This is a genomic window from Aeromonas sp. Y293-4, from assembly GCF_027705905.1.
Taxonomy (GTDB): domain Bacteria; phylum Pseudomonadota; class Gammaproteobacteria; order Enterobacterales; family Aeromonadaceae; genus Aeromonas; species Aeromonas veronii.
This window is the reverse complement of sequence record NZ_JAPDCI010000022.1, coordinates 25,228-50,371: the sequence shown is the minus strand read 5'-3', so window position 1 is coordinate 50,371 and position 25,144 is coordinate 25,228. Positions and strand designations below refer to the sequence as shown.

At 55.0% G+C, this 25,144-nt stretch carries 30 protein-coding genes and 1 pseudogene; 6 read left to right on the top strand and 25 right to left on the bottom strand.

Translation table 11 applies throughout. From position 1 onward, the window contains the following. Together OKC31_RS19255 and OKC31_RS19250 are read left to right on the top strand one after the other, a co-directional pair. Positions 1-199: pseudogene (locus OKC31_RS19255) on the top strand (hypothetical protein); the annotation flags it as partial. A gap of 130 nt (positions 200-329) precedes the next feature. Beyond that, positions 330-614 (top strand): hypothetical protein, encoded by a 285-nt coding sequence (locus OKC31_RS19250; RefSeq protein ID WP_201976379.1) that lies wholly within the window; start codon positions 330-332, stop codon positions 612-614. A gap of 54 nt (positions 615-668) precedes the next feature. Here OKC31_RS19250 and OKC31_RS19245 read toward each other — a convergent pair whose 3' ends face one another. From OKC31_RS19245 to OKC31_RS19235, 3 genes are read right to left on the bottom strand one after another with little or no spacing between them, the layout of a single operon-like run. Beyond that, on the bottom strand, positions 669-3,767 hold the full coding sequence (locus OKC31_RS19245; protein WP_201976382.1) for a type I restriction endonuclease subunit R: 3,099 nt from the start codon (positions 3,765-3,767) through the stop codon (positions 669-671). A 33-nt stretch (positions 3,768-3,800) separates the two neighbouring features. After that, entirely contained in the window at positions 3,801-5,129 is a 1,329-nt protein-coding gene (locus OKC31_RS19240) for an McrC family protein (protein ID WP_270657422.1), read from the bottom strand. After that, positions 5,126-6,745 carry an AAA family ATPase gene (locus OKC31_RS19235; RefSeq protein ID WP_234923785.1) on the bottom strand — a complete coding sequence of 540 codons (1,620 nt, stop codon included), beginning with the start codon at positions 6,743-6,745 and terminating at the stop codon, positions 5,126-5,128. Before OKC31_RS19235 ends, OKC31_RS19240 begins: the two co-directional genes overlap by 4 nt. Before the next feature lie 60 nt (positions 6,746-6,805). Here OKC31_RS19235 and OKC31_RS19230 point away from each other — a divergent pair, with 60 nt between their 5' ends. After that, positions 6,806-7,177 (top strand): hypothetical protein, encoded by a 372-nt coding sequence (locus tag OKC31_RS19230; RefSeq protein WP_201976384.1) that lies wholly within the window; start codon positions 6,806-6,808, stop codon positions 7,175-7,177. On the opposite strand, the gene OKC31_RS19225 is transcribed toward OKC31_RS19230, so the two are convergent. The 19 genes from OKC31_RS19225 to OKC31_RS19135 all read right to left on the bottom strand — a co-directional run bounded on the left by OKC31_RS19225 (position 7,126) and on the right by OKC31_RS19135 (position 17,919). Next, positions 7,126-8,373: a restriction endonuclease subunit S gene (locus OKC31_RS19225; protein WP_201976388.1), complete on the bottom strand. Its 1,248-nt coding sequence runs from the start codon at positions 8,371-8,373 to the stop codon at positions 7,126-7,128. The genes OKC31_RS19230 and OKC31_RS19225 overlap by 52 nt on opposite strands. Next, positions 8,363-10,213, bottom strand: a complete 1,851-nt coding sequence (locus OKC31_RS19220) for a class I SAM-dependent DNA methyltransferase (protein ID WP_270657421.1) — start codon at positions 10,211-10,213, stop codon at positions 8,363-8,365. Before OKC31_RS19220 ends, OKC31_RS19225 begins: the two co-directional genes overlap by 11 nt. Before the next feature lie 435 nt (positions 10,214-10,648). Beyond that, positions 10,649-11,056 (bottom strand): type IV toxin-antitoxin system YeeU family antitoxin, encoded by a 408-nt coding sequence (locus OKC31_RS19215; protein WP_029303594.1) that lies wholly within the window; start codon positions 11,054-11,056, stop codon positions 10,649-10,651. A 2-nt stretch (positions 11,057-11,058) separates the two neighbouring features. Next, on the bottom strand, positions 11,059-11,373 hold the full coding sequence (locus tag OKC31_RS19210) for a hypothetical protein (protein WP_201976391.1): 315 nt from the start codon (positions 11,371-11,373) through the stop codon (positions 11,059-11,061). Between the two features lie 83 nt (positions 11,374-11,456). Further along, positions 11,457-11,813: a hypothetical protein gene (locus tag OKC31_RS19205; protein ID WP_043850493.1), complete on the bottom strand. Its 357-nt coding sequence runs from the start codon at positions 11,811-11,813 to the stop codon at positions 11,457-11,459. A 1-nt stretch (position 11,814) separates the two neighbouring features. After that, entirely contained in the window at positions 11,815-12,357 is a 543-nt protein-coding gene (locus tag OKC31_RS19200) for a hypothetical protein (protein ID WP_103828994.1), read from the bottom strand. An 81-nt stretch (positions 12,358-12,438) separates the two neighbouring features. Beyond that, positions 12,439-12,801: a hypothetical protein gene (locus tag OKC31_RS19195; protein WP_043170869.1), complete on the bottom strand. Its 363-nt coding sequence runs from the start codon at positions 12,799-12,801 to the stop codon at positions 12,439-12,441. Continuing rightward, positions 12,798-13,013, bottom strand: a complete 216-nt coding sequence (locus tag OKC31_RS19190; RefSeq protein WP_029303599.1) for a hypothetical protein — start codon at positions 13,011-13,013, stop codon at positions 12,798-12,800. Before OKC31_RS19190 ends, OKC31_RS19195 begins: the two co-directional genes overlap by 4 nt. Continuing rightward, positions 13,013-13,519, bottom strand: coding sequence for a hypothetical protein (locus tag OKC31_RS19185; protein ID WP_077098445.1), 507 nt, complete (start codon positions 13,517-13,519; stop codon positions 13,013-13,015). Before OKC31_RS19185 ends, OKC31_RS19190 begins: the two co-directional genes overlap by 1 nt. 115 nt (positions 13,520-13,634) lie before the next feature. Continuing rightward, positions 13,635-13,973, bottom strand: a complete 339-nt coding sequence (locus tag OKC31_RS19180; protein ID WP_181023123.1) for a hypothetical protein — start codon at positions 13,971-13,973, stop codon at positions 13,635-13,637. 24 nt (positions 13,974-13,997) lie between these two features. Next, a complete protein-coding gene (locus OKC31_RS19175) occupies positions 13,998-14,189 on the bottom strand; it encodes a hypothetical protein (protein WP_029303518.1) in 192 nt (63 codons plus the stop codon). Continuing rightward, positions 14,186-14,683, bottom strand: coding sequence for a RadC family protein (gene radC, locus OKC31_RS19170; protein WP_042045083.1), 498 nt, complete (start codon positions 14,681-14,683; stop codon positions 14,186-14,188). The genes OKC31_RS19175 and radC overlap by 4 nt, the downstream gene beginning before the upstream one ends. 252 nt (positions 14,684-14,935) lie before the next feature. Further along, positions 14,936-15,082, bottom strand: a complete 147-nt coding sequence (locus tag OKC31_RS19165) for a hypothetical protein (protein ID WP_270657419.1) — start codon at positions 15,080-15,082, stop codon at positions 14,936-14,938. Beyond that, positions 15,057-15,485 (bottom strand): hypothetical protein, encoded by a 429-nt coding sequence (locus OKC31_RS19160; RefSeq protein ID WP_270657417.1) that lies wholly within the window; start codon positions 15,483-15,485, stop codon positions 15,057-15,059. Before OKC31_RS19160 ends, OKC31_RS19165 begins: the two co-directional genes overlap by 26 nt. Positions 15,486-15,495: 10 nt before the next feature. Further along, positions 15,496-15,921 (bottom strand): DUF2787 family protein, encoded by a 426-nt coding sequence (locus OKC31_RS19155; protein WP_198506623.1) that lies wholly within the window; start codon positions 15,919-15,921, stop codon positions 15,496-15,498. Positions 15,922-15,957: 36 nt separating this feature from the next. Continuing rightward, a complete protein-coding gene (locus OKC31_RS19150) occupies positions 15,958-16,521 on the bottom strand; it encodes a lecithin retinol acyltransferase family protein (RefSeq protein WP_201976392.1) in 564 nt (187 codons plus the stop codon). 84 nt (positions 16,522-16,605) lie between these two features. Then, positions 16,606-17,292, bottom strand: a complete 687-nt coding sequence (locus tag OKC31_RS19145) for a hypothetical protein (RefSeq protein ID WP_234923786.1) — start codon at positions 17,290-17,292, stop codon at positions 16,606-16,608. A 228-nt stretch (positions 17,293-17,520) separates the two neighbouring features. Continuing rightward, positions 17,521-17,727, bottom strand: coding sequence for a hypothetical protein (locus OKC31_RS19140; protein WP_162626349.1), 207 nt, complete (start codon positions 17,725-17,727; stop codon positions 17,521-17,523). Positions 17,728-17,763: 36 nt separating this feature from the next. Continuing rightward, positions 17,764-17,919, bottom strand: a complete 156-nt coding sequence (locus OKC31_RS19135) for a hypothetical protein (RefSeq protein ID WP_113721835.1) — start codon at positions 17,917-17,919, stop codon at positions 17,764-17,766. 274 nt (positions 17,920-18,193) lie between these two features. Between OKC31_RS19135 and OKC31_RS19130 the strand changes: the two genes are divergently transcribed. Beyond that, positions 18,194-18,538 carry a helix-turn-helix domain-containing protein gene (locus OKC31_RS19130; RefSeq protein ID WP_043851830.1) on the top strand — a complete coding sequence of 115 codons (345 nt, stop codon included), beginning with the start codon at positions 18,194-18,196 and terminating at the stop codon, positions 18,536-18,538. A 138-nt stretch (positions 18,539-18,676) separates the two neighbouring features. Here the strand turns inward: OKC31_RS19130 and OKC31_RS19125 are convergent, their stop codons facing one another. Both OKC31_RS19125 and OKC31_RS19120 read right to left on the bottom strand, forming a co-directional pair. Then, positions 18,677-19,654: a YagK/YfjJ domain-containing protein gene (locus tag OKC31_RS19125; RefSeq protein ID WP_234923787.1), complete on the bottom strand. Its 978-nt coding sequence runs from the start codon at positions 19,652-19,654 to the stop codon at positions 18,677-18,679. A 387-nt stretch (positions 19,655-20,041) separates the two neighbouring features. Next, on the bottom strand, positions 20,042-20,245 hold the full coding sequence (locus tag OKC31_RS19120) for a helix-turn-helix transcriptional regulator (RefSeq protein ID WP_034165687.1): 204 nt from the start codon (positions 20,243-20,245) through the stop codon (positions 20,042-20,044). Between the two features lie 449 nt (positions 20,246-20,694). Here OKC31_RS19120 and OKC31_RS19115 point away from each other — a divergent pair, with 449 nt between their 5' ends. Beyond that, a complete protein-coding gene (locus OKC31_RS19115) occupies positions 20,695-22,137 on the top strand; it encodes a hypothetical protein (RefSeq protein WP_201976394.1) in 1,443 nt (480 codons plus the stop codon). A gap of 383 nt (positions 22,138-22,520) precedes the next feature. Here OKC31_RS19115 and OKC31_RS19110 read toward each other — a convergent pair whose 3' ends face one another. Continuing rightward, entirely contained in the window at positions 22,521-23,738 is a 1,218-nt protein-coding gene (locus tag OKC31_RS19110) for a tyrosine-type recombinase/integrase (RefSeq protein ID WP_077098358.1), read from the bottom strand. 270 nt (positions 23,739-24,008) lie between these two features. On the opposite strand from OKC31_RS19110, the gene OKC31_RS19105 reads away from it, so the two are divergent. Then, on the top strand, positions 24,009-24,890 hold the full coding sequence (locus OKC31_RS19105) for a DMT family transporter (protein WP_247823945.1): 882 nt from the start codon (positions 24,009-24,011) through the stop codon (positions 24,888-24,890). Positions 24,891-25,144 lie beyond the last annotated feature (254 nt).

Below are 25,144 nucleotides of genomic sequence, written 5' to 3'. Positions count from 1 at the left end.
AGAGCAGCAAGAACGGGTCGAGGTCGAGAAGGCCGCCGCATATGCGGTATGGAAGGAGCGCAACGGTCACTTGGCCACGCAGAAAGCGAAGCGAACCAACATCAAGGTGAACTGGGTCGCTACTTCCTTGAAAAGGTCGCCTACTTCAAGTCGCGCTGACCCTATCAACACGTTCATCGGTGGCTATGCAGGTCACTAGCAACAAACCGCATTCCAAACAACTTAACGAGGTACGTATTGTGACGGCATTGGTAGCCAACTTGGTAGAGACCTACTCCAGCCGAGGTGCTTACAAGGGCGCCATTAGCGCTTGGCGGGTTTCAAGTGATATGGCCAACAAAATCTCCACCGTCATTGGGGTTTACAAGTCTCAAGTCGTGGTTGTCATCGAAGGCTGCCAGCTGAAACTCTCGGCACCTGATGCCAATGAACTACACGATGACGGGTGTGATGGTCGTTACTTCGTGGTCGGTGGAGACGTTTACGAAGACACCAAAGCTTGGCTAAAGCCGCATCCGTGGTTATTCAAGTCACTGGCCAGCGTACAAGGCCCACGCTACCTGAGCCTCGAAGAGGCCAACCAGATACCTTCAGGCAGCGTCATACTGAAGTAAGCCATATCTACACATCTTGATAGATAAGGTGAGGGAGGCTCGCGCCTCCCCCACTCAACACCACACCTCACACAAGCTCTCTGCCTGCGCCAGAACCAGCTGAGCAGCCTCTTCCTGCTGGTCTGGCGGGTACTTGTACTTGCGCAGGATGCGCTTGACCATCAGCCGCAGTTTGGCGCGCACGCTTTCGCGGCTGCTCCAATCCACGGTCACGCTACGGCGCAGGTTGGCTGTCAGCTCATGGGCTATCTTGGCCAGTATCTCGTCCCCCAGCTCACGCACTGACGCCTCGTTGTTGGCCAACGCATCATAGAAGGCGAGCTCGTCATCGTTAAGGCCCAAGGCCTGCCCCCGCTTGCTTACGGCGGCAAACTTCTTGGCCATGTCGATCAGCTCCTCGATCACCTGTGCGGTTTCGATGGAGCGGTTCTGATAGCGTGCGATCACCTTGGTCAGCATCTCCGAGAACTTCTTCTCCTGGGAGAGGTTGGTCGCGAACTTCGACTTGATCTCCCCCTCCAGCAGTCGCTCCAGCAACTCCACCGCAAGATTGCGCTCCGGCAGGTTGCGCACCTCGGCCAGAAACTCATCATCGAGCAGGCCGATATTGGGCTTGTCGAGCCCCACCGCTTCAAACACATCGACCACATCGCCCGATACCACCGCATTGCCGATGATCTGGCGAATGGCCAAGTCGCGCTCTTCGTCGGTTTTCTTCTTTTGGGAGATCGCCTTCTTGGTCAACAACACTTTGACCGCCTGCAAGAAGGCCACTTCTTCCCGCACTGCCTTGGCCTCGTCAAGGGTGCAGCAGAGCGTGAACGCCTTGCTCATCGCCAGCGCGTTGTCGGCAAAGCGCTTCTTGCCATCCTCAAGGCCAAGAATAAAGTTGGCGGCCCCGGCGAGCAGCTTGTGGCCACCGGTGAGGTAGTCGCTGTAATCAAAGCCATGCAGCAGGGCGCGCAGGATATCGAGTTTCTCCTCCAACACCGCGTAGGCCTCATGGGCATCGACGGTCGGCTTGCCCCGTCCTTTGCTGGCGGTGTACTCCTTGATGGCGCTCTTGAGCTCGTTGGCGATCCCGATGTAATCGACCACCAGCCCGCCTTGCTTGTCCTTGAACACCCGGTTCACCCGTGCAATCGCCTGCATCAGGTTGTGGCCCTTCATCGGCTTGTCCACATAGAGGGTATGCACGCAGGGCGCATCGAAGCCGGTCAGCCACATATCACGCACGATGACCAGCTTGAGCGGGTCACTCGGGTCTTTGAACCGCTTCTCCAGCCGTTTCTTCACTTGGGTGGCATGGATGTGGGGCCGCAGCAATGCCTTGTCAGAAGCGCTACCGGTCATCACGATCTTGATGGCCCCCTTGTCGGGGTCCGGGTCATGCCAGTCGGGGCGCAGGGCCACGATGGCATCATACAAGTGCACGCAAATCTCGCGGCTCATGGCGACCACCATGGCCTTGCCATGCTGCGCCTGATTGCGCTCTTCGAAGTGGGCCACCAGATCGGCGGCAACCCGCTCAATTCTTGGCTTGCTGCCAACCACCTTCTCCAAGGCTGCCCACCGTGACTTAAGCTTGGCCTGCTCGCTCTCTTCCTCATCCTCGGCCAACTCATCCACTTCGTCGTCGATGTGGGGAAGCTCTTCGTTATTAAGTGACAACTTGGCCAAGCGTGACTCGTAGTAGATGGCAACCGTGGCACCATCGTCCTTGGCCTGCTGCATGTCGTAGACGTGGATGTAGTCGCCAAAGACGGCGCGAGTGTCGCGGTCTTCCGCTGATACGGGCGTACCGGTAAAGGCCACGAACGTCGCGTTGGGCAGCGCGTCGCGCAAGTGCTGTGCATACCCGACCTGATAGCGCGCAGCCCCTTCTGCAACCTTGCCTGGCGCTTTGAGCGAGGCGCTGAAACCGTACTGGGTTCGATGTGCTTCATCCGCGATGACCACGATGTTGGCGCGGTCGCTGAGCACAGGGAACGTGTCCTCATCCTCGCCGGGCATGAACTTCTGGATGGTCGTGAACACGATGCCACCGGAGGGCCTGTTGCCAAGCTTGTCACGCAGGTCACCTCGCGTACTCACTTGCACCGGCTCCTCGCGCAGCAGATCTTGCGAGAGTGAGAAGACCCCGAACAGCTGGCCATCAAGGTCATTGCGGTCAGTGATGACGACGATGGTCGGGTTCTCCATCGCGGCGTCTCGCATCACCCGGGCCGCAAAGCAGGTCATGGTGATGCTCTTGCCACTGCCCTGGGTATGCCACACCACCCCGCCCTTGTGGCTGCCGTCTGGACGCGATGCGAGCACCACCTGCTCGATGGCCGCCCTGACTGCATGGAACTGATGGTAACCGGCGATCTTCTTGACCAACCGGCCATCATCTTCAAACAGCACGAAGAAGCGCAGGTAATCGAGCAACATGGCCGGGGTCAGAATGCCGCGCACCATGGTCTCCAGCTCGCCAAACTCGCCGTAGGGGTCGAGGTTGACCCCATCCACAGTGCGCCACTGCATAAAGCGTTCGGCATCCGCAGACAGCGATCCCATCCGCGCCTCGCTACCATCGGAGGCAATCATGATCTCGTTGTACTGGAACAGGTCGGGGATCTGCTCCTTGTAGGTCTGCAGTTGGTCGAATGCCTTCCAGATGTCGGCATGCACGTCGGCCGGGTTCTTGAGCTCCAGCACCACCAGCGGCAGCCCGTTGATGAAGAGGATGATGTCGGGGCGGCGGGTGTGTTTGGGCCCCTTGATAGAGAACTGGTTGATGGCGAGCCACTCGTTGGCGGTGGGCTGCTCGAAGTCAACGAGGCGGACAAAGTCCCCCACCGTTTCGCCATCGCGCTGGTACTGGACTGGCACTCCATTCACCAGCAAGCGGTGAAATGCCCGGTTGGCCGACAGCAGCGCTGGGGTATCGAGGTTGACCACTTGGGTCAGCGCATCTTCACGCGCCACCAGCGGCACGGAGGGGTTGAGCCGGGCAATCGCCTCCCGCAAGCGCTCGCGCAGCAGCACTTGCTGGAACTGCTCACGCCACGGGTTATCAGAATCGGGGGCAACGTCGTAGCCACACACCACGCGATAGCCCACCTCGGCCAACCACCCCAGCACCTCTTGTTCCAACTGATCTTCGGTCATGCACCATCACTCATCAACAAGGAGAAACGCCCGTCAGGCGGGCTCGGCGGGTCTCAGTGGCAAGCGCAGTTCGCACGCAGAATCCGCCCTCGGCTGGCAAGGCAATATCAGCCGGTGGGACGAACTGGCAGCCAAGTCAAACGGCAAGACCCACAACGTCAGGCGGGCATCATAACAAAAAGGTTCGAGTGGAACTTTGAGCTGGCTCCATGATGGATAAATCAATACCAGATGACCATCATCCTGCTCGGTCAGGTACTTGTGGCCGTAGGCAAACAGTTGGTAGAGGTCACCCTGGCTGATGCCGTACTTGCCGTCACGGTCGCTGCTATCGAGCCGCTTCCACTTCACATCCATCACCCAACGCTTGTTGCCGTGCTGCAACAAGAGGTCCGGCTGTAACTGGAACATCTCCTTGCCTTGGTGAGAACATAGGTACTGACTCTTTACTTGCCGCTCCAACTTGGCATCGGGCAACAGCTGTTCACGCAGGCACGACTCTACATAGCGCTCGAACAGCTTCTCCATGGGGAACAGCAGGCTGATGCCGCGCCACTCACCATTCAGGGCACTCGGCATGGCACGATAGAGGATGAGCTCACACCACGGCCGAACACCTTGATAGTGAGCCATCAAGCGGTCATGTCGCCACAGTCTGAAGTCCCCTTCCACATCGCGGCTGGCAGGCACATCCACCAGCAAGTGGCGCAGCTCCTGTGCCAACCGCCAGTTGTCCGGGTGCTGAGTCGCATTGGCGACGGTCTCCAGCGCCCGCTTGAGCAGCCGGTTCTCGGCCCGGTCGGGCAAGAAGAGGTCGTAACGTAACGCAAAGTGGTGGCCCCGGCCCGGTGGCTGGCGCATCTGCCGGGCGACATCCAGCTGACCACGCAAGAACGGCTCTGTCGCCTCAAGACGCTGATAGTCACTGCGCACGCCGCGTTTGACCAGCTGATCGAGTTCGGCCAGAAAGCGCGCGATAACCCACTCGTTGAGCGGCATATCAAAGCGTTCCAGCGACGCCTCCGCCGTTTCACGGGGTGGCAGATCCAGGGCTCGCTCCAGCATCCGACGGATCAACTCACGACCATCCTCGAGTGGGTCATCCTCATTGGCGGTCTTGGGCAGGATCTCGATCACCTGCCCGGTGGGGGTCTCTATCACCCCCACGTAGTTGTCCAGTTGCAAGGTTCGGCTATCTTCCACCTGCGCAAGAGCGGGTGCATGACTTACCTTGTAGCGCTGGCTCAACTGACATAGCCAATCGAAATCAACCCGGTCTATATGGGCAAGCGCCAGCGTATTAACAGCGTTATCTCTAACAGTTAGCCGACCATACTCACGAACCGTGATGGGAGCCTTCACTGCGCCCCCTTGTCACCCTCGATGGTCAAGACATAGGCCTCAATACGCCTAAACGCCTTCTCATTGATGCTCCAACGTTGGCGTTGTCCCCCAACCGCTATATCACCAAGCAGGGTCTTGATATCGAGTTTGGGAGGCGTGAGGAACATCGCCTCAGCCTTGCTCTTGCGATGATCATTGAGCACCCAGGCGATGCGCTGCCAGTCCTCAAAGAAGTACTCCTGCAATAGCGGCAGGATCTGATGCTGGAAGATGTATCCCAACTGCGCCAAGGTTGGCTTGGCAGCCGCTTTGAGCGGCATAAAGTAGGCATGACCGAGGCAATGGTCGCGGTCCAACAGCACCTCGATACGCTGGTTCAGCATATGGAGCAAGCGGCCTACGTCTACCTTGTGCCCCTCTTCCTCGATGACCACGCCATCAAGCAGCTCGGCCCTGGGCGGCATCTCCTCAAACACAAAGCGGCGACGCAGTGCAATATCGAGTCCGGCCAAGGAGCGGTCAGCGGTGTTCATGGTGCCGATAAGGTAGAGGTTGTCCGGTACGCTAAAGGGGCGCTTGGAGTAAGGCAGAGTAGTGGTCAGCGCCTCGCTTGCCCCAGCTCGCTTGCTTGGCTCTATCAGGGTGATCAACTCACCGAAGATGCGCGAAACGTTGCCCCGGTTGATCTCGTCGATGATCAATACGCGTTTGTTCGATGGCGTGACGCCAGGTTCACTCTGCGACCCAACTTGTGATGCTGTGGCATTGACCAGAGCAAGCAGCTTCTCCGGGATCAAGGTCGGTGCCTTCAACTCATAGAGCGTCATCTGGCTAAAGCGGCCGTTGATCAGCTCACCGCATGGGAGCGAGGGGCTGAACTGGCATAGCCACTTGACCGGCCTGACCTGCGCGTAGCTGTCATCACCCTCGTAGTGCACGTCACTACGATAATCACCGGTAATCTCGCCGATAGCGCGGAACTTGAAGTTGCCGTCGGTGACCACCACGAGGTCGCCAATCTTCATCCGGTTCACCAGCGTCATCACGCTGGTCACGGTGTAGTCATAGGCGTTGTCTATCTTGCCCACCGACTGCTCCAACACGCGCTGAACGTCGCTGCGTGTCTTACACTCGCTGTAGTCGTGAGAGCTGCCATAGCCCAACCGGATAAGACCCTGCTCAATGCAGTCGTCAAAGATATGGGCATCATCGCCCTGAGTATTGCCAAGCGACATCTTCCAGACCCGGCGCCCCTCCAGCGTCATCGCCTCATGGCTGTCGCTGCGCGTGACTTTGGCGGCCACCGCGTCACACATGCGCTTGAAGACGCCATCAACCACGTCATAAGTCAGTTGGCCATTATCTGGATCACTTTCGGCACGGATCCCCTCCACAAAGTCTTCATAACTGAAGCTCTGGTGGAAGGTCACAAAGTCGATACGTCCCTCCTTGACCAGCTCATCAAAGCGCGCTTTAAGCGCCTTGCGGGCCTCTGGGCTCACATCATCGTCGTGTTGTGCCAGACACTCGGGGTCGAGAATAGCCAGCGCCTTGTTGATAGTGTGGTAGGTCTTGCCGGTGCCGGGGGGACCATAGAGGATCTGGTTGAGTGGGGATGGTGCAAGTTGTGGCATGGGAGCGTCCTGCTGCGATGCGGATGGGGTGGGAGGAGTCATAATCGAGCCATTCGGAATATGGGTAAGTTGATACCGATAGGGGTCAGAGCCTATCCGAGCCAATTGCAACTGATCGCCAGCACATACAGACAACTGCTTGAACATGGTTCCAAAGCGTTTCTGCAACCGGCCAAACTTACCCAGCACGGCGGTAGTGACCTTCTCTCCGGTTGGCAAAACCAGCTCAATAGCTGCATCTGCTTCACCTTGGTCATTCGCTATAACATCCACAGGAAAGAAGGCAAATTGGTGGCGCCCGATGCTGATATAGCCATTATCAACAGCCCCCTGGGTCAACTTGACGACGAGCGTAGCGGAGTGCGCCTCAGTTGCGAGTATCATGCTTGCGCCTCCGACACCATTGCCTCGGCATCCGGCAAGCGCAGTTGACCGGAGATCAGGCGGGGTAGCAGTGTATCGCGCAAGTTGGCGAGGGTTTGGGCTTGCTCTAAATTGGCACGAATCTGTTTATAAAGTGGCGATACTGTAGCTTCAAATTGAACAAGGACCTCAGGTAATGGAATGACGCCCAGCTGAGCCCCTAAGTCTTTCTGAGTCAACAATGGTTGTGACGATCCGCGATTCAAGGCATGGACATCTATTGCGCTCACCCAATGTAGGCAGAAGGCAAATATTGAATCCTCTGCTGGAGTCAGGACGAGGACGTTGTCAGAAGCCCAGAATGGCGGATATGCTACATGCACCTTGCCGAGTGTACCAACGCGTCCCGTGACAATACGTGGAGTCTCAAACAGTGACGCTGATGTATAACCCATTAGACCCGCGCCTCCATACAAAGGGATGTGACACTCATCCGAGAGTTCATCACTCCGCTCAGGAGGTCGCTTTCCACTTGAAATCGAACAAATTTCAGATAGTGTACCGACCGCCCACCCCTGTGGCACCATACCCAACTCGAACTCTTCGAAGCTGTCGGGGAACAGGGCCGCGACCTCGGGGGCCAGACCTGCTGGTTGCTCGCCACGAGCACGGGCATGAACCGGCTCGAAGTCAACAAACCACGACTTGAACAACGCCTGAGCGATGGCCTCCAGCGTAGCGTTGGTCTCGCGTAGCAGGGCGATGCGATCGTTGATCGGTCTTAGTGCTGTGGCGATAGTTCTTTGCTCTGAAAGAGGTGGAGCCCAGAAGCGGATTTGGCTAAATGCAGACTTGTTCAAAATTGGTTGGGCCGAGCCACCTGCAAGTCCACGTATTTCGTCTTTGCGTAAGCTCAAGTTGTAATAGATAAACTCAGGGCAAAACTTAGTTTCATCTACAAGCACTGCATTGATTTGTTGATTAGTCACGCATCGAGATGCCGTTAAGGCTGCCTTCCCCATGTCAGAACCAATACAGGTCACAAGCACGCTACACCGAGGGATGATGCTACCTTTGACAGATTGTGCACCAAGCTCAGAGATGGACCGATTAGCCCGCTCAATCCACATGGAACCATTGAAGTCTGGTGGTGTTACGAAAGGAACATCGCTCCCTTCGAACTCTGGTATGCCCCCCCTCGGAGTCTTTCCAGTAACGATACTACCTGCATCAGCCAGACAGAACTGTTGCCACTCAGAGCCCATACCCCAACCCTCCCAGCTTTTGGCGGATAAGCTGATCCAGCTCAGCCCCCTTGGTAATCTGATCATCCAGTTGCTTGGTCAAGCGAGCCATCTTGTCGGCAAAGGCCTCATCGTCCTCCTCCACCTCTTCGGCGCCCACATAACGACCGGGAGTCAACACATGGCCGTGTTCGGTGATCTCGGCCAAGGTTACGCTGCGGCAGAAGCCCGCGACATCTTCGTAAGGCTGCTCGCACTCCCCGTCCCCTTTCCATGCGTGAAAGGTATCGGCAATACGGGCAATCGCGCTCTCATCGAGTTCGCACTGCACCCGGCTGATCATGGTGCCCAGCTTGCGGGCATCGATAAACAGCACCTCACCCTGGCGGCGGGTCTTGTTCTTGGCGAGGAACCAGAGGCAGGCCGGGATCTGGGTGTTGAAGAACAGCTGCCCCGGCAGGGCTACCATGCACTCCACCACGTCCGCCTCCACCATGGCACGACGAATATCGCCTTCGCTGTTCTGGCTGGAGCTCATGGAGCCGTTGGCCAGCACGATACCGGCGCGGCCAGTTGGCTTGAGGTGGTAGAGCATATGCTGCAGCCAGGCGTAGTTGGCGTTGCCCGCAGGCGGCGTGCCGTAAACCCAGCGCGGATCCCCCTCGAGGCTACCATGCCACCAGTCGCTGATGTTAAACGGCGGGTTGGCCAGCACGAAGTCGGCACGCAAGTCAGGGTGCTGATTGCGGGTAAAGGTGTCCCCGTTCTCGCGCCCGAGGTTGTAGTCCATCCCCTGGATGGCGAGGTTCATGGCCGCCAGCCGCCAAGTGGTCGGATTTGACTCCTGACCGTAGATGGAGACATCACCCAGCTTGCCGCCATGGGCTTCGATAAACCTCTCCGACTGCACGAACATGCCACCTGAACCGCAGCAGGGGTCGTAGACCTGACCATGATGGGGAGCAAGTACTGCCACCAGTGTCCGGACTATGCTGGCAGGCGTGTAGAACTGGCCCCCCTTCTTGCCCTCGGCACTGGCAAACTCGCCAAGGAAGTACTCGTAGACCTGCCCCAGGATGTCACGCGCTTCACCGACATCACTGCCAAAGCCAATCTTGGAAACCAGATCCACCAGCTCGCCGAGCTTGCCATCGGGCAACTGGGCACGGGCGTAGCGCTTGTCGAGGATGCCCTTTAGGCGCGGGTTCTCCTGTTCGATCAGGGTCAGCGCATCGTCAATACGCTTACCGATATCGGCCTGCTTGGCATGGGCCCGCAACCCCTCCCAACGGGCCCCTTCCGGTACCCAGAAGGCGTTCACTTCACGGTAGTAGTCGCGGTCTTCCAGCTCCTCGGCCAGCAGCTCATCGTCACAGTCGTAGAGGAAGTACTCGTCGCTCTCATCGGCAAAGCGGCGGGTTAGCTCGGCACGACGGGCGGCGAAAGAGTCGGAGATGTACTTGAGGAAGATAAGGCCCAGCACGATGTGCTTGTACTCGGCGGCGTCCATGTCGGCACGCAGCTTGTCTGCGGCAGCCCACAGGGTCTTCTTCAGCCCCTCGATACCGGTAGCTTGCGGCTCATCCTTGGCCTGCTTGCCCTTGCCACTGGCTTTCGGTTTGCGTGGTGCTGCAGCGGCGGCTTCGCCTTCCAACACCCGAAGCACAGCACCACCTCGCCCGCGCCCCTTGCGCAGTACGCCCTGTTCCAGCAGAGTCTCGCGTGCGGCGGTAAATACCTCATCGGTCAGGTCGCTGAATTGGGCTTTCAAGGTTTCCATCAGGGCTTGGTTACCGATGCTGCTGCCATCTTCAGGAACGGCGGCCAGCAGCGCCTGGCTGAGCTCGTTGAGGTCGGTCATGGGGTTCTCCGGTTATGCATGTTGCCGTCACAGCCCACCTGCGCGAAAGCCAAGGTGAGGATGCGGGCCAAGTTGTCAGACTGACGGAACGGCGCATGCCGAGCCTTACGGGCACAGCAGGGGCCTATCCAGGGTGGTGGGTCAACAGAAGGCGATGCCGCCAAGGTGATGCATCGGCGAGAAAAAGTCCGGCCCGTCAGTCGTCTATCCATTATCTGGCGGGCAGTTTATACAAATGAACCCCGCAGCACTATGCGTAATGTCACGCGAAAGGTGATCACTGCGCATCGTTGTTATTGCAGAGATGAAATGGTCAACGTCTCACGTTAGCGGGCAAAAAAACAAAGGAAAGGCCATGAATTGGGCTTCCCCACGACCTATCCCATTAATCACGGATGAGTAGGTGCCAAAATGTAACCACAAGCGGATTGGTGGTCACGTCTTGCGCTTAGGATTGGCGTCCATGTTCGTCGCTGGGTAAATGACTAAGTAGACATAGCCGTGGCTGCCAAGGGTATCGGCTTCGCAGGTAAAGCCTCCATGCTGGATAGTGATACGCTGCTGACGTCGGGCATCCAGTTCGCCTGTCAGCAATTTGCCCTCCAGTTCTTTGATGAGGCGAGGAAAGGCAATTTCCAGCTGGTCTATTGCCTCCTTTGCCCATTCACCTACCAGTGATGCCCGATCTGACAGAAAGTGCAGACGATGATGCTCTTGAATGAGACGAGCGCCAAAGCGCGGCGTCACGGTATGGGGCAAGCCCCACTGCGCAAAAATCCGGGTGGACTGGTCTGGCGCTGCGGGTCGGTGTTCGTCATTGGTGTGGGTGGTTGTCGTGGTCATGATTAGCAATACCTCAGTCGAATGTCTATGCGGGTGCCGGGCACGTTGTGCCGCTGGCGTAGTCTGGTCAGGTGCTCTGGAAAGTCTGTCAGGCTGGCCAGTCGCCCCCGGTAGAGCCGTGAGAGATTGACGTAGTCAGGGTGACTCACCGTGATGGTTACCTGATGCCCAGGCTGCCAGCGGCCAAATAGACGGGCTTTGGCCTCTTTGATGGTGGTGATGCCGGGAGCGGGTAACGTCTGCCGGTTACGCAGATGCAGTTTATTGAGCTCGGGGGCATAGCGATGCACTTCGAGCCCGATGATTAGACGGGTCATGTTCGATGATTCCAGTGTTGCAAAGGGCCAGCCTGTGAAGGCTGGCCCTTTATGCTGTGTGTGGATGAGCGAGACGGTTGGCGTCAACGAGCGCAGTCAGCCATCTCATTGATAACCAGTTTGCCATTCAGCCGGTCCAGCAGGTGCAGCGAGCCGTATTGAGCCACCAGCCGGTCTATGGCCATCTGGGCGCATGCCGTTCTGCTGGGCTTATTTTCAGGTATTGCGTAACGAGCGGTGAGCCAGCCACCGAGCAGGGCGATGCGGTATCCGCTCGGGATGTGAGTGAGGGACGTTCCTATCCCCCTACCGTGAATGAGGAAAGGCACGGCCTGGCCGCCGATGCCGATATCGATGCGTTGGCCCTTAAGCTCAAAGGTGGTGATCTCGCCGGTTCGCGGATGTTTGCCGGGCACCTTGATGGTGATGTTCTTAGCCATTTCACACCTCCGGTTTGGCTTCAAAATGGTGGGTCACCGTGCCCGCTTCCGGGTCGATGCTGATAAACGCCGGGGCTTGCGGGTGGTACTGGTAGAGCCGCGCCAGCTCGGTACGAAACGCCTCAACGTTTGGCGCAATCACATGGTGGGTGTCGCCCTCGGCGTAGGTAAAGGTCTCCAGCCTTTCTGTGTTAATCCAGATGCCGAAGTACCACGCATCTTCTTCGGTGTCGTACTGCTGCCAGCCCTGAGCCAGCAGTGTTCGGTCGTAATAGTAGCGGTCAGCCTGATGGCTACCCCGGTCGATGCGGCAGCCGGTCACTGTAAGTTCAAACGGGATACGCCCCGCCTTGTGGGCCTTCTTGACTCTGCGCAGCAGCTTGAGGGCTTTGGCTCTACTACGGCCATTACCGAGTGGTTGCGGCTGCCTGGCCCGCAATCCCAGGTGGGTCATTATCTTCGGCGCGGTGTTGTGGTTGAGCTGACCGATGGCAGTGGTGATCTGCCGAGCGGTCAGGGTCTTGTAATCACGCAGGTCGTGCATGGTTGGGCTTCCTTCAAATGCAAACAGCCCCTCGGAGTGAGGGGCTGTATGGGAGCATGGGTGTGTGCTGGTGGCCGTGGCTCAGGTGTGACTACTCCAATCCGGCTTGTCATTACTACCGTGGTTGACGTAGGCCCCGACAATTACCCGTTGCCACTCACCGACCGGCTGACCCGCTGCATTACAGGCGCAGCGAAAGCGGGCGAAGTTAATCTCTCGTGGCAGGTGCTCACGCATATCCCGTGGACTGACAAAGAGCGTGGTCTTGTGCAACACAGGGTTGGGGGCCACCAGCGGGCCACCAATACGTCGCCCCTCCACATCGTGGGCATAGGCAAAGCCCGGCAGCATCAACTGCTGACTGATGAGCTTGGCAAGCCCTGAGTGAGCACACATGGCCTCCGCTACGGAGGCCTGGCTAAAGCTGTCGTTGAATTCGATCATGGGTGTTTCTCCTTTTCCTCCGGTGAACGGTAAGCAGCTGCCAGCAGCGCAAACTGTTCGACCAGATAGCTGATACTGATGCCCAGTTCATCGCTCACCCCATCCCCTAGACGGTGATGCAGGTGTGCCATGTCATCGGCGACACGTTGGGCTAGGTGGGCCATTGAACTCGGTGGCGAGCTTGCCACTGTCAGGGTGATGTAGAGATCCATCACATCTCTCCCCAGGGTGCTTGCTCCCACAGTGACAGCCGGGTCAGCACGTCTTGCGCCAGCGCCTGCTGCAACTGCTGTATTACCTTCACCAGCCGCGGGGCCTGCTCAGGACTCCCGCTCCATTCGCTCGACTGGTACAGGGCGCAGCAGGTGAATTTGTAGAGGGCTACCAGTTCGGCATCGGTGAGTGGTGCCTGGTGGTAACGATGGGCAGGTTTAAGCGGCCCCAGCTTGTTCGAGCGGTGCTGATGTGGTTCCTTGTGGCCCTGCTGACGCCCAAGCTGATAGCGATGCCAAACAGCACGGCGATTGGCGAGCATCATCAACCGTACCAGCCGGTCAACCCGCCACGTCCAGGTGCTGGTCGTGTCTGCTGGCGGCTGCCACCAGAGGGTGCGCAGTAGCTCCAGGGTGTAGTGCGGTGGCATGGGGGCATTGCAAAAGCGATGTAGCTGCACGGCAAAGGCTAGGTAATCCTTGCGGTCAATCATGAAGGCAGACATTGAGTGACTCCTTGAAATGAACAAGGCCACCTGTAGTGAGGTGGCCTTGCTGGGGGGATCGGAATATCCGGATCATGGTGTTGGCGCGGATGATCCGGGTTTGGGGATGCTGGCGTTATTCGTGCGCCTGCTCTGCGTCTGGGTAAGCCGCATCAAACAGGATGGCGTAGAGCGCACAATCAATGCCGTTGACGGCATCGTGATGCAGGTAATAGGGCGGTGCGTCTCGGGAGCGCTCGAAGTAGTCGCCAAAGCAGCTGAGGCATTCGCGGATCTCGATGGTGGATCCCCGCAGCAAGGCCTCTTCAAGCTGCCTGGCATAACCCTCGTCATCACGCGCCTTGGTGACGGCTTTTTCCAGTAATGCCAGCGCCTCCTCGTTGCAGGCAGTAGCCAGACGATGGCGCAGCTTGCTCAGGGTTTCCTCAAGGGAATAGGGGTTAGGTAATCGCATCGCTCATTTCTCTTTTGGAACGGACTAATGGCGCAGCTGATGCAGCAGCGCATCAATAGCCTCGATACTATCGGCCTGGGTGAGCGGGGAGCCGTTAGGCAGGTGAGCCACGATGGCGGGCTCGGTCTGCATCTCGACGTTGTCTGCCAGCCAACAGCGCAACTCGATGAGGATATCGAGGGCGGTGAGGTGGGTTTTGCCTGGGGTCTGGTTCATAGCTGACCTCTTTCGGCCATCGAGACTAAGCCCTCAGCACCGACCACCAGATGGTCAAGCAATCGCACATCGACCAGCGCCAAGGCTTCTTTGAGGGCCTGGGTAAAGACCCTGTCAGATTGACTGGGTTCCGGGTCACCGCTGGGGTGATTGTGCACCGCGATGATGGCCCCACTGTTGAGCAGTATGGCCCGCTTGACCACTTCCCGTGGGTAGATACTGGCGCTGTCCAAGGTGCCGCGAAACAGCTCCTCAAAGGCCAGTACACGATGTTGGGAGTCGAGGAACAGTGCACCAAACACTTCATGCTCCCGGTCCTGTAGTAGGGTCTGCAGCCGCTCAGCGGCCTCTGTGGTACTGGTGATGGCGGAGCCTTTGGCAAGACGCTTGCGAGCAATCTGATTGGCGATACGCAACAGGTCTTGCTCGGTCACGGGTTCGGTGACGACATAGGTGCCGGGGCATTCCCCGGCTTTGAGTTTGTGGTAACGCATGTGGGGTTCTCCAAATAAACAAAACCCCGGCACACATAAAGCATGTCAGGGTTAAAGGTAGAGCGGTTGTTGGTTCACTGTGAGGGGTGTTCAGTTGGCCTTGGTGGCGGCTTCTGCTCCTGTTCCGGCTGTAGGGGCGCGCTTCACCGGCATCAGCGGTCCGGGGACCAGTACGTTGAGTAGGATAGCGAGCGCAACGCTCAGCCGTTCCGCCAGTTGGTAGGCCGGTCCTATGGTGTCGTAGTCAGCTACCTAGGTGGCCAGCGCCAACCCACTGCCCTCCAAAGCCCGCAGGTAGACGCTGTAGCCCTGAACCGCCAGGCTACTGCCGCGCACCACTTGCGTCTCCCCCTCTCGATTAATCGCCTCCAGCTCAACGGCTATCGGTTGTTTGGGCATCTTGAGCATCCTCATGGGGTAAGGGGTCACTCTCTACGCAATAACCGTGATGAATGCAGGTACGCTGCAGGTTGCTCAGAAAGTCTCCCAGTACACGGGGCTGATCAGAGAACGGGACGGGCCCTGCCTGGCTACGCCAGAAACAGCGGCGCGTGAGATCCACACATATTTCATCTATCGGCCGGCTCATCGTGCGCCAATCCTCGGCATTGGTGAGGGAGAGCAGTTGCCACTGCACCCCAGACCAGCGCAGGTGCAGCGTAACGGTGCGGGCATGGGGGCTATCAGGAGTGAGGTGTAGTAACCAGCGCTGGCCACGGTGGCGCGGTTGTATCTTGGCCTTGGCGGCGACCAGTCCCAGCCACTGGCGCGAGTAGTGGGTCAGCGGCAGTTCGTTAGTCATCACACACCTCCTACTCCCCGCTGACCGTGACGGTGAAATACCCCAACTGGGCGTAGCTAATGAAATTGCTCTGCCACAGGGCGAACAGTTCCCGCGCTTCCACGCCGGGCAGTGGTCCCCAGCCCTGCAGATAGTGTTCGTCGCAGGAGAGGTTGAAGTCGAGCTCTTTGCAGAGCTCGGCATCCTGGCCCAGCCCCTGGTAACTGAAGTCGGTGATGTAATCGAAGACCCAGCCGTGCAATCCCCGAATAAGCCGCAACTCTACCGGATGGACGCCACCCGTCTCGGCACTGTAGCCGGGGCTGCGAAAGTTGAAGGTCAGGGTCGAGAGGTCGGTGAGGTCGCGCTGTTGTTCCCGCACGACTTTGCGCAGTAAGTCAGGCAGCTCGGGGGAAATCGGCAGGGCCATCCCTGCCAAGTGAAATGGCATGGTCATCATGGTGTGTCCTTTTGGTATCGAATGTGAGAACCGTTAATCCCTGAACCAGCGCCAAGCGCGGTAGAGGCCGTAGGTGGCAGCCAAGGGTGCCGCCAGCGAGGTGGCCGAGCTACTCAGCAACGTACCGACTGCAGCGGTCACCACAGTCGTTGCTGATGGATTCAGTGCCGTGCTGGTGGCCATGCTAGGCAGGGCCGCAAGGGTAGGCTGCCGAGCCACAGAGTGAAGCACCTGATGTGCGATACACCCCGTGGCAATCAGCTGGTTAATCTGCTTGCTGTTGTGAAAGCCCTCGATACACCAGAGCACGAAGTGCTCGCAGTTGTTAAAGAGCGTGCTGTAGTGCGCCTCTCCAAGACGGGAGTAAGCACGGTCGATACTCTCCTCCCGGTTGAAAGCTCGTGCACTATGGTGCTGGATGCGATAGCCCCGCCCTTGGCTAAACTCGGCAAGGGTGGCGATAGCTATCTGACCGGAATGTATACCGGCACTGACCCCCTGGTAGTGGATAACCTGATGGTCTCCCAGATAGATACCGTGGTGCTGGTAACCGGTGCGGGGTGAAACGAGGTGGTCCCCCGGTTGTGGTAATGGCATGAACCGTTCCTTAAATAAAATGCGGCATAAAACAGAGGGCACCCGAAGGTGCCCTGATGGTGGTGAATGTGTGGAGGCTGGTGGTCAGGACTGCTTGCGCAGCGTTAAGCTGTTGGCATCCCATACCCAGCGCTGACGAGGATTGCCGGGCAGGTCGAGGGTGAAACCGTTGGGGGCGGGGGTCAGCTTGCCTTCGTCGCTGCAGGTACCAAAGGGCTGTGAAAGCATGGTCAGCGCCCCCGTCTGAGCGACCGCGAACTGATAGAGTACCGGGCATGCCACACCGCCACTGTGCAGCTCAAACAAGACCGCCTGCCCATTGGCCAGCGGCAATCGGTGCGTGAGCGTGATGGCGTCATATTCATCGGTGCGCAGCAGTACCTCACCCCCATACCGGATCTCGATGTTGTAATCGTCATTTTTCACGATGGTAAATGACGCGGTACTTGATGCGGCTGACGAGGGTGCAAAGGAGGGTTCGAAGTAACGGCTACCATCCGAGTAGGTCAGCATCATGCCGTTCAGTGAAACCGGCTGGCTGACACTGGGGATGAGCCTTGGCTCATCTTCATCCAGCGGCATCAACATGATGCGTTCCCCTTTCGAGGTCTCTATCCAAAACTGCATGCTGGCGAAATTGAGGGTGCCCTCAACGTTGGCCGGTACCCGTTTAGTGACCGTTGGCACAGTGAACTGGGGCGCCGCCCAGGTCGGTAAAGCAAACAGCGATAACCATGTGCACCACAGTGCCAGTCTGATTTTTTCTGTCATGTCACTCTCCAAACGAGTTATTCAATGGTGTAAGAGGCATTGCCCAGATTGGTGAAGAGGATGACCTCCCTCAATCGGCACGGCTCGGTCATGACCAGCCGCCAGCTTTCGGTGTAATTGAGCTTGAGTGGGAAATGGGTCCCCCCAAGCTGACCACCGATGTCATTGCGCAGCATCACCCGGCAGTCAGAGGGGGCTATACAATTTCCTTGGTGAAAGCGAGGCTCGTCACATTTTGAGAGAGCGCAGCGCCCCTTCTTTGGCGGCTAACATTTTGATGAATTCAGGGGCCCACTTCCTTCCCGTAACAATATCAATAATCGTCCTGTCGCTCATCTTAGGTACGTTATAAATGAGCTTGATGATAAGGCCACCCAAGCTATTGCCATTTATAGTTGTAAGCGTTTTCCAAAGTCCCATATTACCAACCTTCATGATTCAATTTTGACCATTAACATGTGCATCCGATAATCAACTATCTCTGCAAATCAACCAGTAAAGTAATCCGGCTAAAATCGGGTCAATTATAAGTCCGAGAATGAACCAGCCCCAGAATGAGCGTCCGTTACCAGCCGCAACAAATCCCAGTAATAAAGCAAGTCCAACCCAGATCAGGACTAATGGCATGAGGAGTCTCCTGTAATGTGTAAATGGCAAAAGAAAGCCGGGCCGATAAGGCGAATCTATCGGGTAGGCGAGACATTCGAGTAATGTCAGTGGGAGTGCTGGATCGATAACCAGACTCAGTCAACAAAGTGGCCAGAGGTGAGATCGTGTCGAACTCCTTTCGATGTTGGGGTGACTACTTCACTAAATTAGATCTAATGAGGTGATCCTCATCCCAAAGGGTCCTTAATGTCAATAAGTCCATGGCCAACCATACAGGTTGACTGGAGGACTTATGACAGACATCAACTTTGACGATCTAGCCAAAAGCGTCGGTAAAGCGATTGGACGGCAACGCCAACAAGCGGGACTGACCCAGGATCAAGTCGCAGAGCACCTGGATATCGGGATGGAAGCGGTCTCTCGGATGGAGCGGGGAAAAGTGGTGCCTACCGTGGTGCGGTTGGCAGAGCTCGCCCAGCTGTTTGAGTGTGAGCTTGCAGACTTCCTGCGTGAGACCAGCAACCGCCCCACCGAACAAGGCATTGTGCTCAGCCAACAGTTGGCTAAGCTCGATACAGAGGACAGAGCGCTGGTGCTGGAGGTGGTAGATAAGCTGGTGGCACGATTGGCCCCTTAACAGCTCGCAGTGCGCATCTGTGACTGACTGACACCCGATGCCAGGGTCAATAACTTGGGAGGCCGTAATGGCGCTCCCAAGCAGCTTCACAGCGATATCTGTTTACTCTCCCTTGATAATATCTATCTGAGTTCCTTTTCAATCAGACCGACAGAACAATAACCTAGGTCTGCCAAGGCGAGGTTGGCGTGATGGTCTCTCCATACGCCCGAAGGTCCGACGACCAGCTGGCAATACCGCCAATATTTGCGTATCCAGCTTGGTCAGATAACTCAGCGCATTAATCAGGTTTATGCGCTTGGTTGTATCGCTGTAGTGGACCATCCCAATACCATCAGTTCCCCATTCCCGATATTCCTCCCGCCTGACCTGACAATTGAAATAGCTCCCGTTATTGTCGGACATATCTTCCCATACCTCTCCCAGCGCTATACCCAGCGAGATATCTCGTTGGTGAACTGCCCCATTAAAAATGAACGTAATGTGGGTATGGAAACGTCTATCAACACCGAACTCCAGTTTCCAGATATAGCCTAACAGAGCGGGATATTTGTTCTGTACTCGACGAAGGTAACAATTCCGATCTTCCGTCACGAGGTCTAACGTGAGCTGGTCGTAGTAGTCTTCGTGATAGCCGATATCCAATCGGATGACTAATAGCTTGGCATGCTGGTCGAATAGGCTATTAACATACGTCGCTATACTGAGCTGATTGCGGTTCTTAGCGCGTTTGAGGTTATTGAGGCGCTTACGGTGCGCCTTACTCTTGAACTCTCTTAGAAACGCATACAGCGCGTTATTAATATCCCTGGCTAATTCGTCACCGACATCACTATCGAGATATCGCTCATGGATGAGATGCAATCCATAAACCTCTCGCATATGCGTTAGGAATAGCGCTACCGTTGGATGCGCTGACGATACCTCCTCATGACAATAAAAATAATCACATACGGTATCCAACGCATTAAAGAGTTTGGTTGATAGCCTACGACCAATGCAAGTAATGCGTGACTTACCTGGGGCTGAATAAACAGCCCTGACAATAGGAAGCGCTGTATTTTGGAGTCGGTCTGTTAAGGTTAGGATATCTAATAGCCTGACTGAATTAAACATGAAGGCCTCGCTTAGGCAGGAGTAACCCTACGCTGTGTGATAGACACACGCGTATATAGGGGCGATTGGTGGAGTGGTATTGGCTAACTATGCTGGTGGTAGCATGACCACCACATGGGAGTGGTGTAATGGTACTCGATAGTGGTTATTGGTTGTATATGGGTGGCTGTACATAGCGTAGGAATAGTATTGAATAGAAGTAATGTTTAATGAATGGTAGTGATATCAAATAATAAATATACCTAAACGTGATACGCATGCCTTACCTACGAAAACGCCAAAAACATATATAAGAAGGCATGGCTATTTCCCTAACCCATGAGCCTATCAAGGCATGATTTATAACACTGGAAGTTATGGAGCTCACTAGGGATGGAAAAAATGTATTCAAGACTGGCTGCGATGAATAAGCCAGCTATCAACATCGTGTTCAAACCAACCAATAGAGGACTGACCTATCTTGAAGGGTTTGGGGAATGTCTCGTCATAACGAGGGGACTTGGGATTAAGCCAGTCATAGATAGTAGACCTAGACATGCCAATCTTGTTGATGAGGTCTTTGATGCGCAGGACTTTGATGGTGTTGTTCATGGTGTACTCCTGATGATGTAGTGGGTTGTTTCATCAGAAGAGCGGGCCAGTGAAAAAAAAGATGGTAGTTCAGCGAGCTGAGTGGTCATGATGCCAAATACAAGTATGTGCCTTCATATTGGTAGCTTTCTATGGTTTGGAATGGTCACCCTCTCGGTGCACATAGGTAGCGATAGCCGGAGTAGTAGCCATAGGTAGGAGCATGCACATAGCCCATGGAGAATGAGTGAAAATTCAGATGAGCTTCGCTTTGCCATGCAAAGTCACTTCCCATGTTAAGTGTGATCATGGTTATGTACCGTGATTTTTAGCTAAGTGTGCGAATCGGACATCTAGAAGTCCGCCATTTTACTTCTTTGCATTTTTATCGTGATATTCAGCCGGAGTTATGGTTATTTGATAGACAAGTAATTCATCATCATAGCTAGTGACGTAAAAGGAGAATACTCATGACTGACGAAATTGATGTGATAGCAAAAGAAGAAAGGAGGAAGGTAGATAAGGGAGAAACAGAAGAAATAATTAAAAAGTTTTCAATTTATGAGTATAGCGATTCCCTACTGAAAGCAGCTCAAAGAAATAGAACTTATGCCCATATTGCAGCTACGATAAGTAGAGGTCTTATGCTCAAAACATCTGAAATTGATGACTATAGACTTCATTTTATAAAATCTTTTGGGGTGAATCGGCGCCATTACCTGAAAAGAAGTCGGATTGTTTCGGGTGACGCTGATTTCTTTGAACGAATTTTTATGTTGCTTAGATATATTGGGACTATTCGAAAATACAGTTACTACCATTTACCTATGATTGGTCGGCGGATTTTTGAAATAAGTAATTTGGAAGATGAGCAGAGTGTTAGCAAGGCATTCGAATTAATAAAAGATAGAATGGTAAGTCAAAAGGATTTATTGCCTGTGTATAGTGCGGCACAGAAGAAAGAGATTAGAAAGATACTTAGAAAGCTAATTTTGTCAAATATTAATGCATTTATTTCAGATGAAGACTTTGGGAGGCGTTTCAATGTGCATCCTGCAGTGCCATACTTTATTAAAGCTATAAAGTTTCATAGACTGTCAATTGATGGTGATATTGATTTCAATGAATATTACTCAGATGATGTTATTGGTGGGTTGGTAAGCTTTCTTAACGTTGTCTTTGACTCGAACAGCTATAAAGAAAGTGTAAGGGTGAGAGTGTTTAATGTTGAGCAAAATATTAAATCCATCTTTGGCTACGTAAAAGAAAAAGAGGAAGGAAAAGCTCATTATGTGGTCAGATTTAGTTTGGGTTTCAAACCAGAGATAGAGAATATGTATGCTGAAGATGATGACATCCATATCGAGTCTAGTAATGTAGCTACACCGTCTGAAAAAAAAGACTTGGATAAAGATCCATTGAAAATGTCTTCCCAAACCGAAGGCTTCAAATACAAGCTAGAAGAGTTAGTCGATGGGCGGCGCAAGCTCTTTATAAACTGCTCGAGAAACCCATTATTTAGGCATGTGGATGGATATATTTGGAAGTTGGACTATTGCTCTATCAGAGGATACTACATGCATGTTTTTTTGTTTTTAGGTCGAGGCTGGGAGCATAAACTTGACATAAGAGAGACGATGGGGCAACTCTGGAAAAGCACTATCATAAAGGACGGTAAAGGGGATGTTTTTGCTTATCCTGGAGATAGGTATGAGTTTAATTTAATGGATGGTGACAATAGTTGCCATGCTTTATATGAAGAGTTAGAGGCTCTATTTAGGCAGGATATTTTAGCCCATGTAGACACAACCCGTTCAAATGGTAAAAAAGCACGTTCTTTTGGCAAGGGATCGCAACACAAGCCAGTAAGGAATAGATCTAAATATAAATTTTCGCAACAGCCTAAGGATTAAGATAAATCCACAAAATTGAGCCGTGGATTACTCACGCCAGCTAAAAAAACAAAATTCGCAACTTTTTGCGTTATACTTTCATGGCTTGAGCGAAGTATTGCTCGAATCTGTGCTTTCTGACATGCCAGAGGCGATAAGGGCGAGTATGCCAAGTGGCAAAGGGTCTATCAGGATCACCGGCAGCAGACCACCTGACAGGCAAGGCTAATGGCCAGGGAAGGCGCCGCATCAGCTTTGTGCTCATCAGGTGGCTGCGTAGCATAACGGAGCAGACAACAAGATGGCACTAGCTGTACAGGCTGGGTAAAAATACATGGAGGGTAAACCCGGTGTACCCTCCATAGGCACAGTCTACAAATCACTGAAGAAAGTGCTGTGCTCCCCTACCCCACTTGTAGATGCACAATATTGTCTGGCGGTTGTTCTGATGGGTTTAAAATCCCTCCCCACAACTCCAGCGCCATTTTTTGTTCCGGTAACCGAACCGTATGAACATAGTGAGCCATTACACCAGGTAGAGCATGGCCTAAAATTTGTTCCACGACATGAGGGGCAATCCCAGCCTCGTTTAGGCGGGTCGCCAAGCTCCTTCGCAGATCGTGCCATGTCCAAGGGGCGCTATGCCCGAGCCGCTTCCAAATCCCCCTTCCCCACTGACTTACCGCTTCTGGTCGCTTGAGTTCCCCTAGCAAGTATGGGGATGACTGTGCGGCGGCGGCTTTCAGCAAGGCGTCTATCGTCGGCCGAATAAAATCAGGTATTGGTCTCACGATTTTATTACCTGTTTTTGAGTTAGACGCAGGTACTGTCCATGTACCTTCGGCTAGATTCCATTCTTCGGGTGCTGATAGCCGAGCTTCTTGAGTTCTTGCACCGAACGACAATAGAATCTTGGCCAAATTTCCGTAGTAGCAATATGGACCTAGCTTCTCAGCCCAATCCCATAGTGTTCGCAGTTCTTCTAGCGTCAGAACCCTATCTCGCTTACTTGCTTTTTGCCCAACATCAGCGACGGTCAAGTCATCCAATGCATTACTCACTGCAAACTGTCTGACACGGCAAAACTTCAGAGCATGCTTACAGTTTTGGAAACAATACCCACTAGCCACAGGTGCTACCTTCGAGTATTCGTCAAAGACGCTCAACCAGTGACGAGTATCACAATCTGACAAAGGAAGATCTCCGATACGGGGATAGACCCACTTAGCAAATTGCTGGCGATGCTTCTCACTGTTCGACCTTTTCTTATCGGCGTGATGGCAGAGCCAATACTCGAGTGCATCTTTAACCGTGACAGGCTTAAGCCTTTCATCTTTCCCGATCCTAGTCATCAAGGCGGGATCATTGCCCTCTTCCAACCAAGCTCGACATTGCGCCGCCTTTTTCCTTGCCTCGGAAAGCGACAGCCCCCCCTCTTGGCCGGTATAGGATCCCAGAGTCAGATTTTTTGCCTTGCCTAAAATTCGATAGCGGTACACAAAGCTGACTTTTCCGCTATTCCTCCACAGAACAGATAGCCCATCTCTGTCTGCAACCTTTCTGGGTGTATCATCATCGTGACCACGCAGCATTGCTTTGAGTTTTGAATCTGAGATTGCCATTTTGAACCCACATTTGAACCCACACTTGTCTTATATATCCTAAGATGGCTTTAGACAAGAAAGGTAATTTTAAAGATAAAAATCAGATAGATAGACTACACTTGGGGGCGACATCAAACAGCATTAGACAGATAGTGTGATAATACGGCATGAACTGATTGCTGGCCGCGAGCCGCGACGGCGGTTCAAGGCAGATGCGAAAGGCGCCAGGTAGCAATACCTGGCGCCTTTCCTTTATGCTCTCCCCTCCATTTCACCATGACGACCCCGATGAACCGCACACCTCTGCTGCTGATGGTACTGGTCACCCTGCTGGCCGCTGCTGGCTGGCTCTTCTCGAAAGAGGCGATCCGCGAACTGCCGCCCGCCGCCTTTATCGGCAGCCGCTTCCTGCTGGCGGCGCTGCTGTTGCTGCCCCTCGCCTGGCTGCGTGAACCGCCGCCGACTCGCGCCCAACTGCTGCGCGCCGCCGGCTGCGGCACATTGCTCGGTGCCAGCCTGCTGCTGTGGGTCACCGCCATCAGCCAGAGCGATGCACTGGGCAGCGGCGCCTTTATCATGAGCGTCGCCACCCTGATGGCCCCGCTGGCCGCCTGGGGAGCCTTTCGAGCCAAGCCCGGCCACCACTACTGGCTCACCCTGCCCATCGCCATCGCCGGTTTGCTGCTGCTTTCCAGCAGTACCCACTGGGGCGTGTCGCTCTCGCTGTTCTGGTTTTTGGCAGCGGCCACCACCCTCGGCATCCAGCTTGCCGTCCATCGCCACTTTGCCCAATCCATTGCCCCCACCTGGCTCACCTGCATCCAGCTGGCGATGACCGGCCTGCTCGGCACCCTGCTCTCCCTGCTGACCGAGCAGTGGCCCGAGGCCGGGGTTAGTCACAGTATCTGGGGCTGGTTTGCGGCGAGCGTCTTGATCGCCACCACCCTGCGCTACTGGCTGCTCACCCATGCGTTGAGCAAGATGACCACCGCCCACGCCGCCCTGATGATGCTGCTGGAACCGGTCTGGACTCTGCTGCTGAGCACCCTCTTCTACAACGAACCCCTCGGCGGCGCCAAACTGGCCGGTGCCGGACTGGTGCTCGGCGCTCTGGTGCTCTACCAGCTTCCCCTGCTGCTGCGCAGTGCACGGCTCAAAACGCCCGTCTGATCCGCGTCACCGCCCTGCGGGGCGGTGTCACCATTTCCCTCCTGTTTGCTTATCTTGTCCTGCCAATGCTGACGTTCTGTTAACCGCCTTTAACCCTTGGTATCCAGAGGGTTAAAGGGCATACCTCATGAAAAAATGCCATATGGCCAGCTTGATGAAGGTCACATACCTGCCCCTCTTAGCCCCCTATGATGCCCCCATCATCGGTCTGGACAACCCTGACGATGGCCACACATGGGAATAACAAGAGAAAA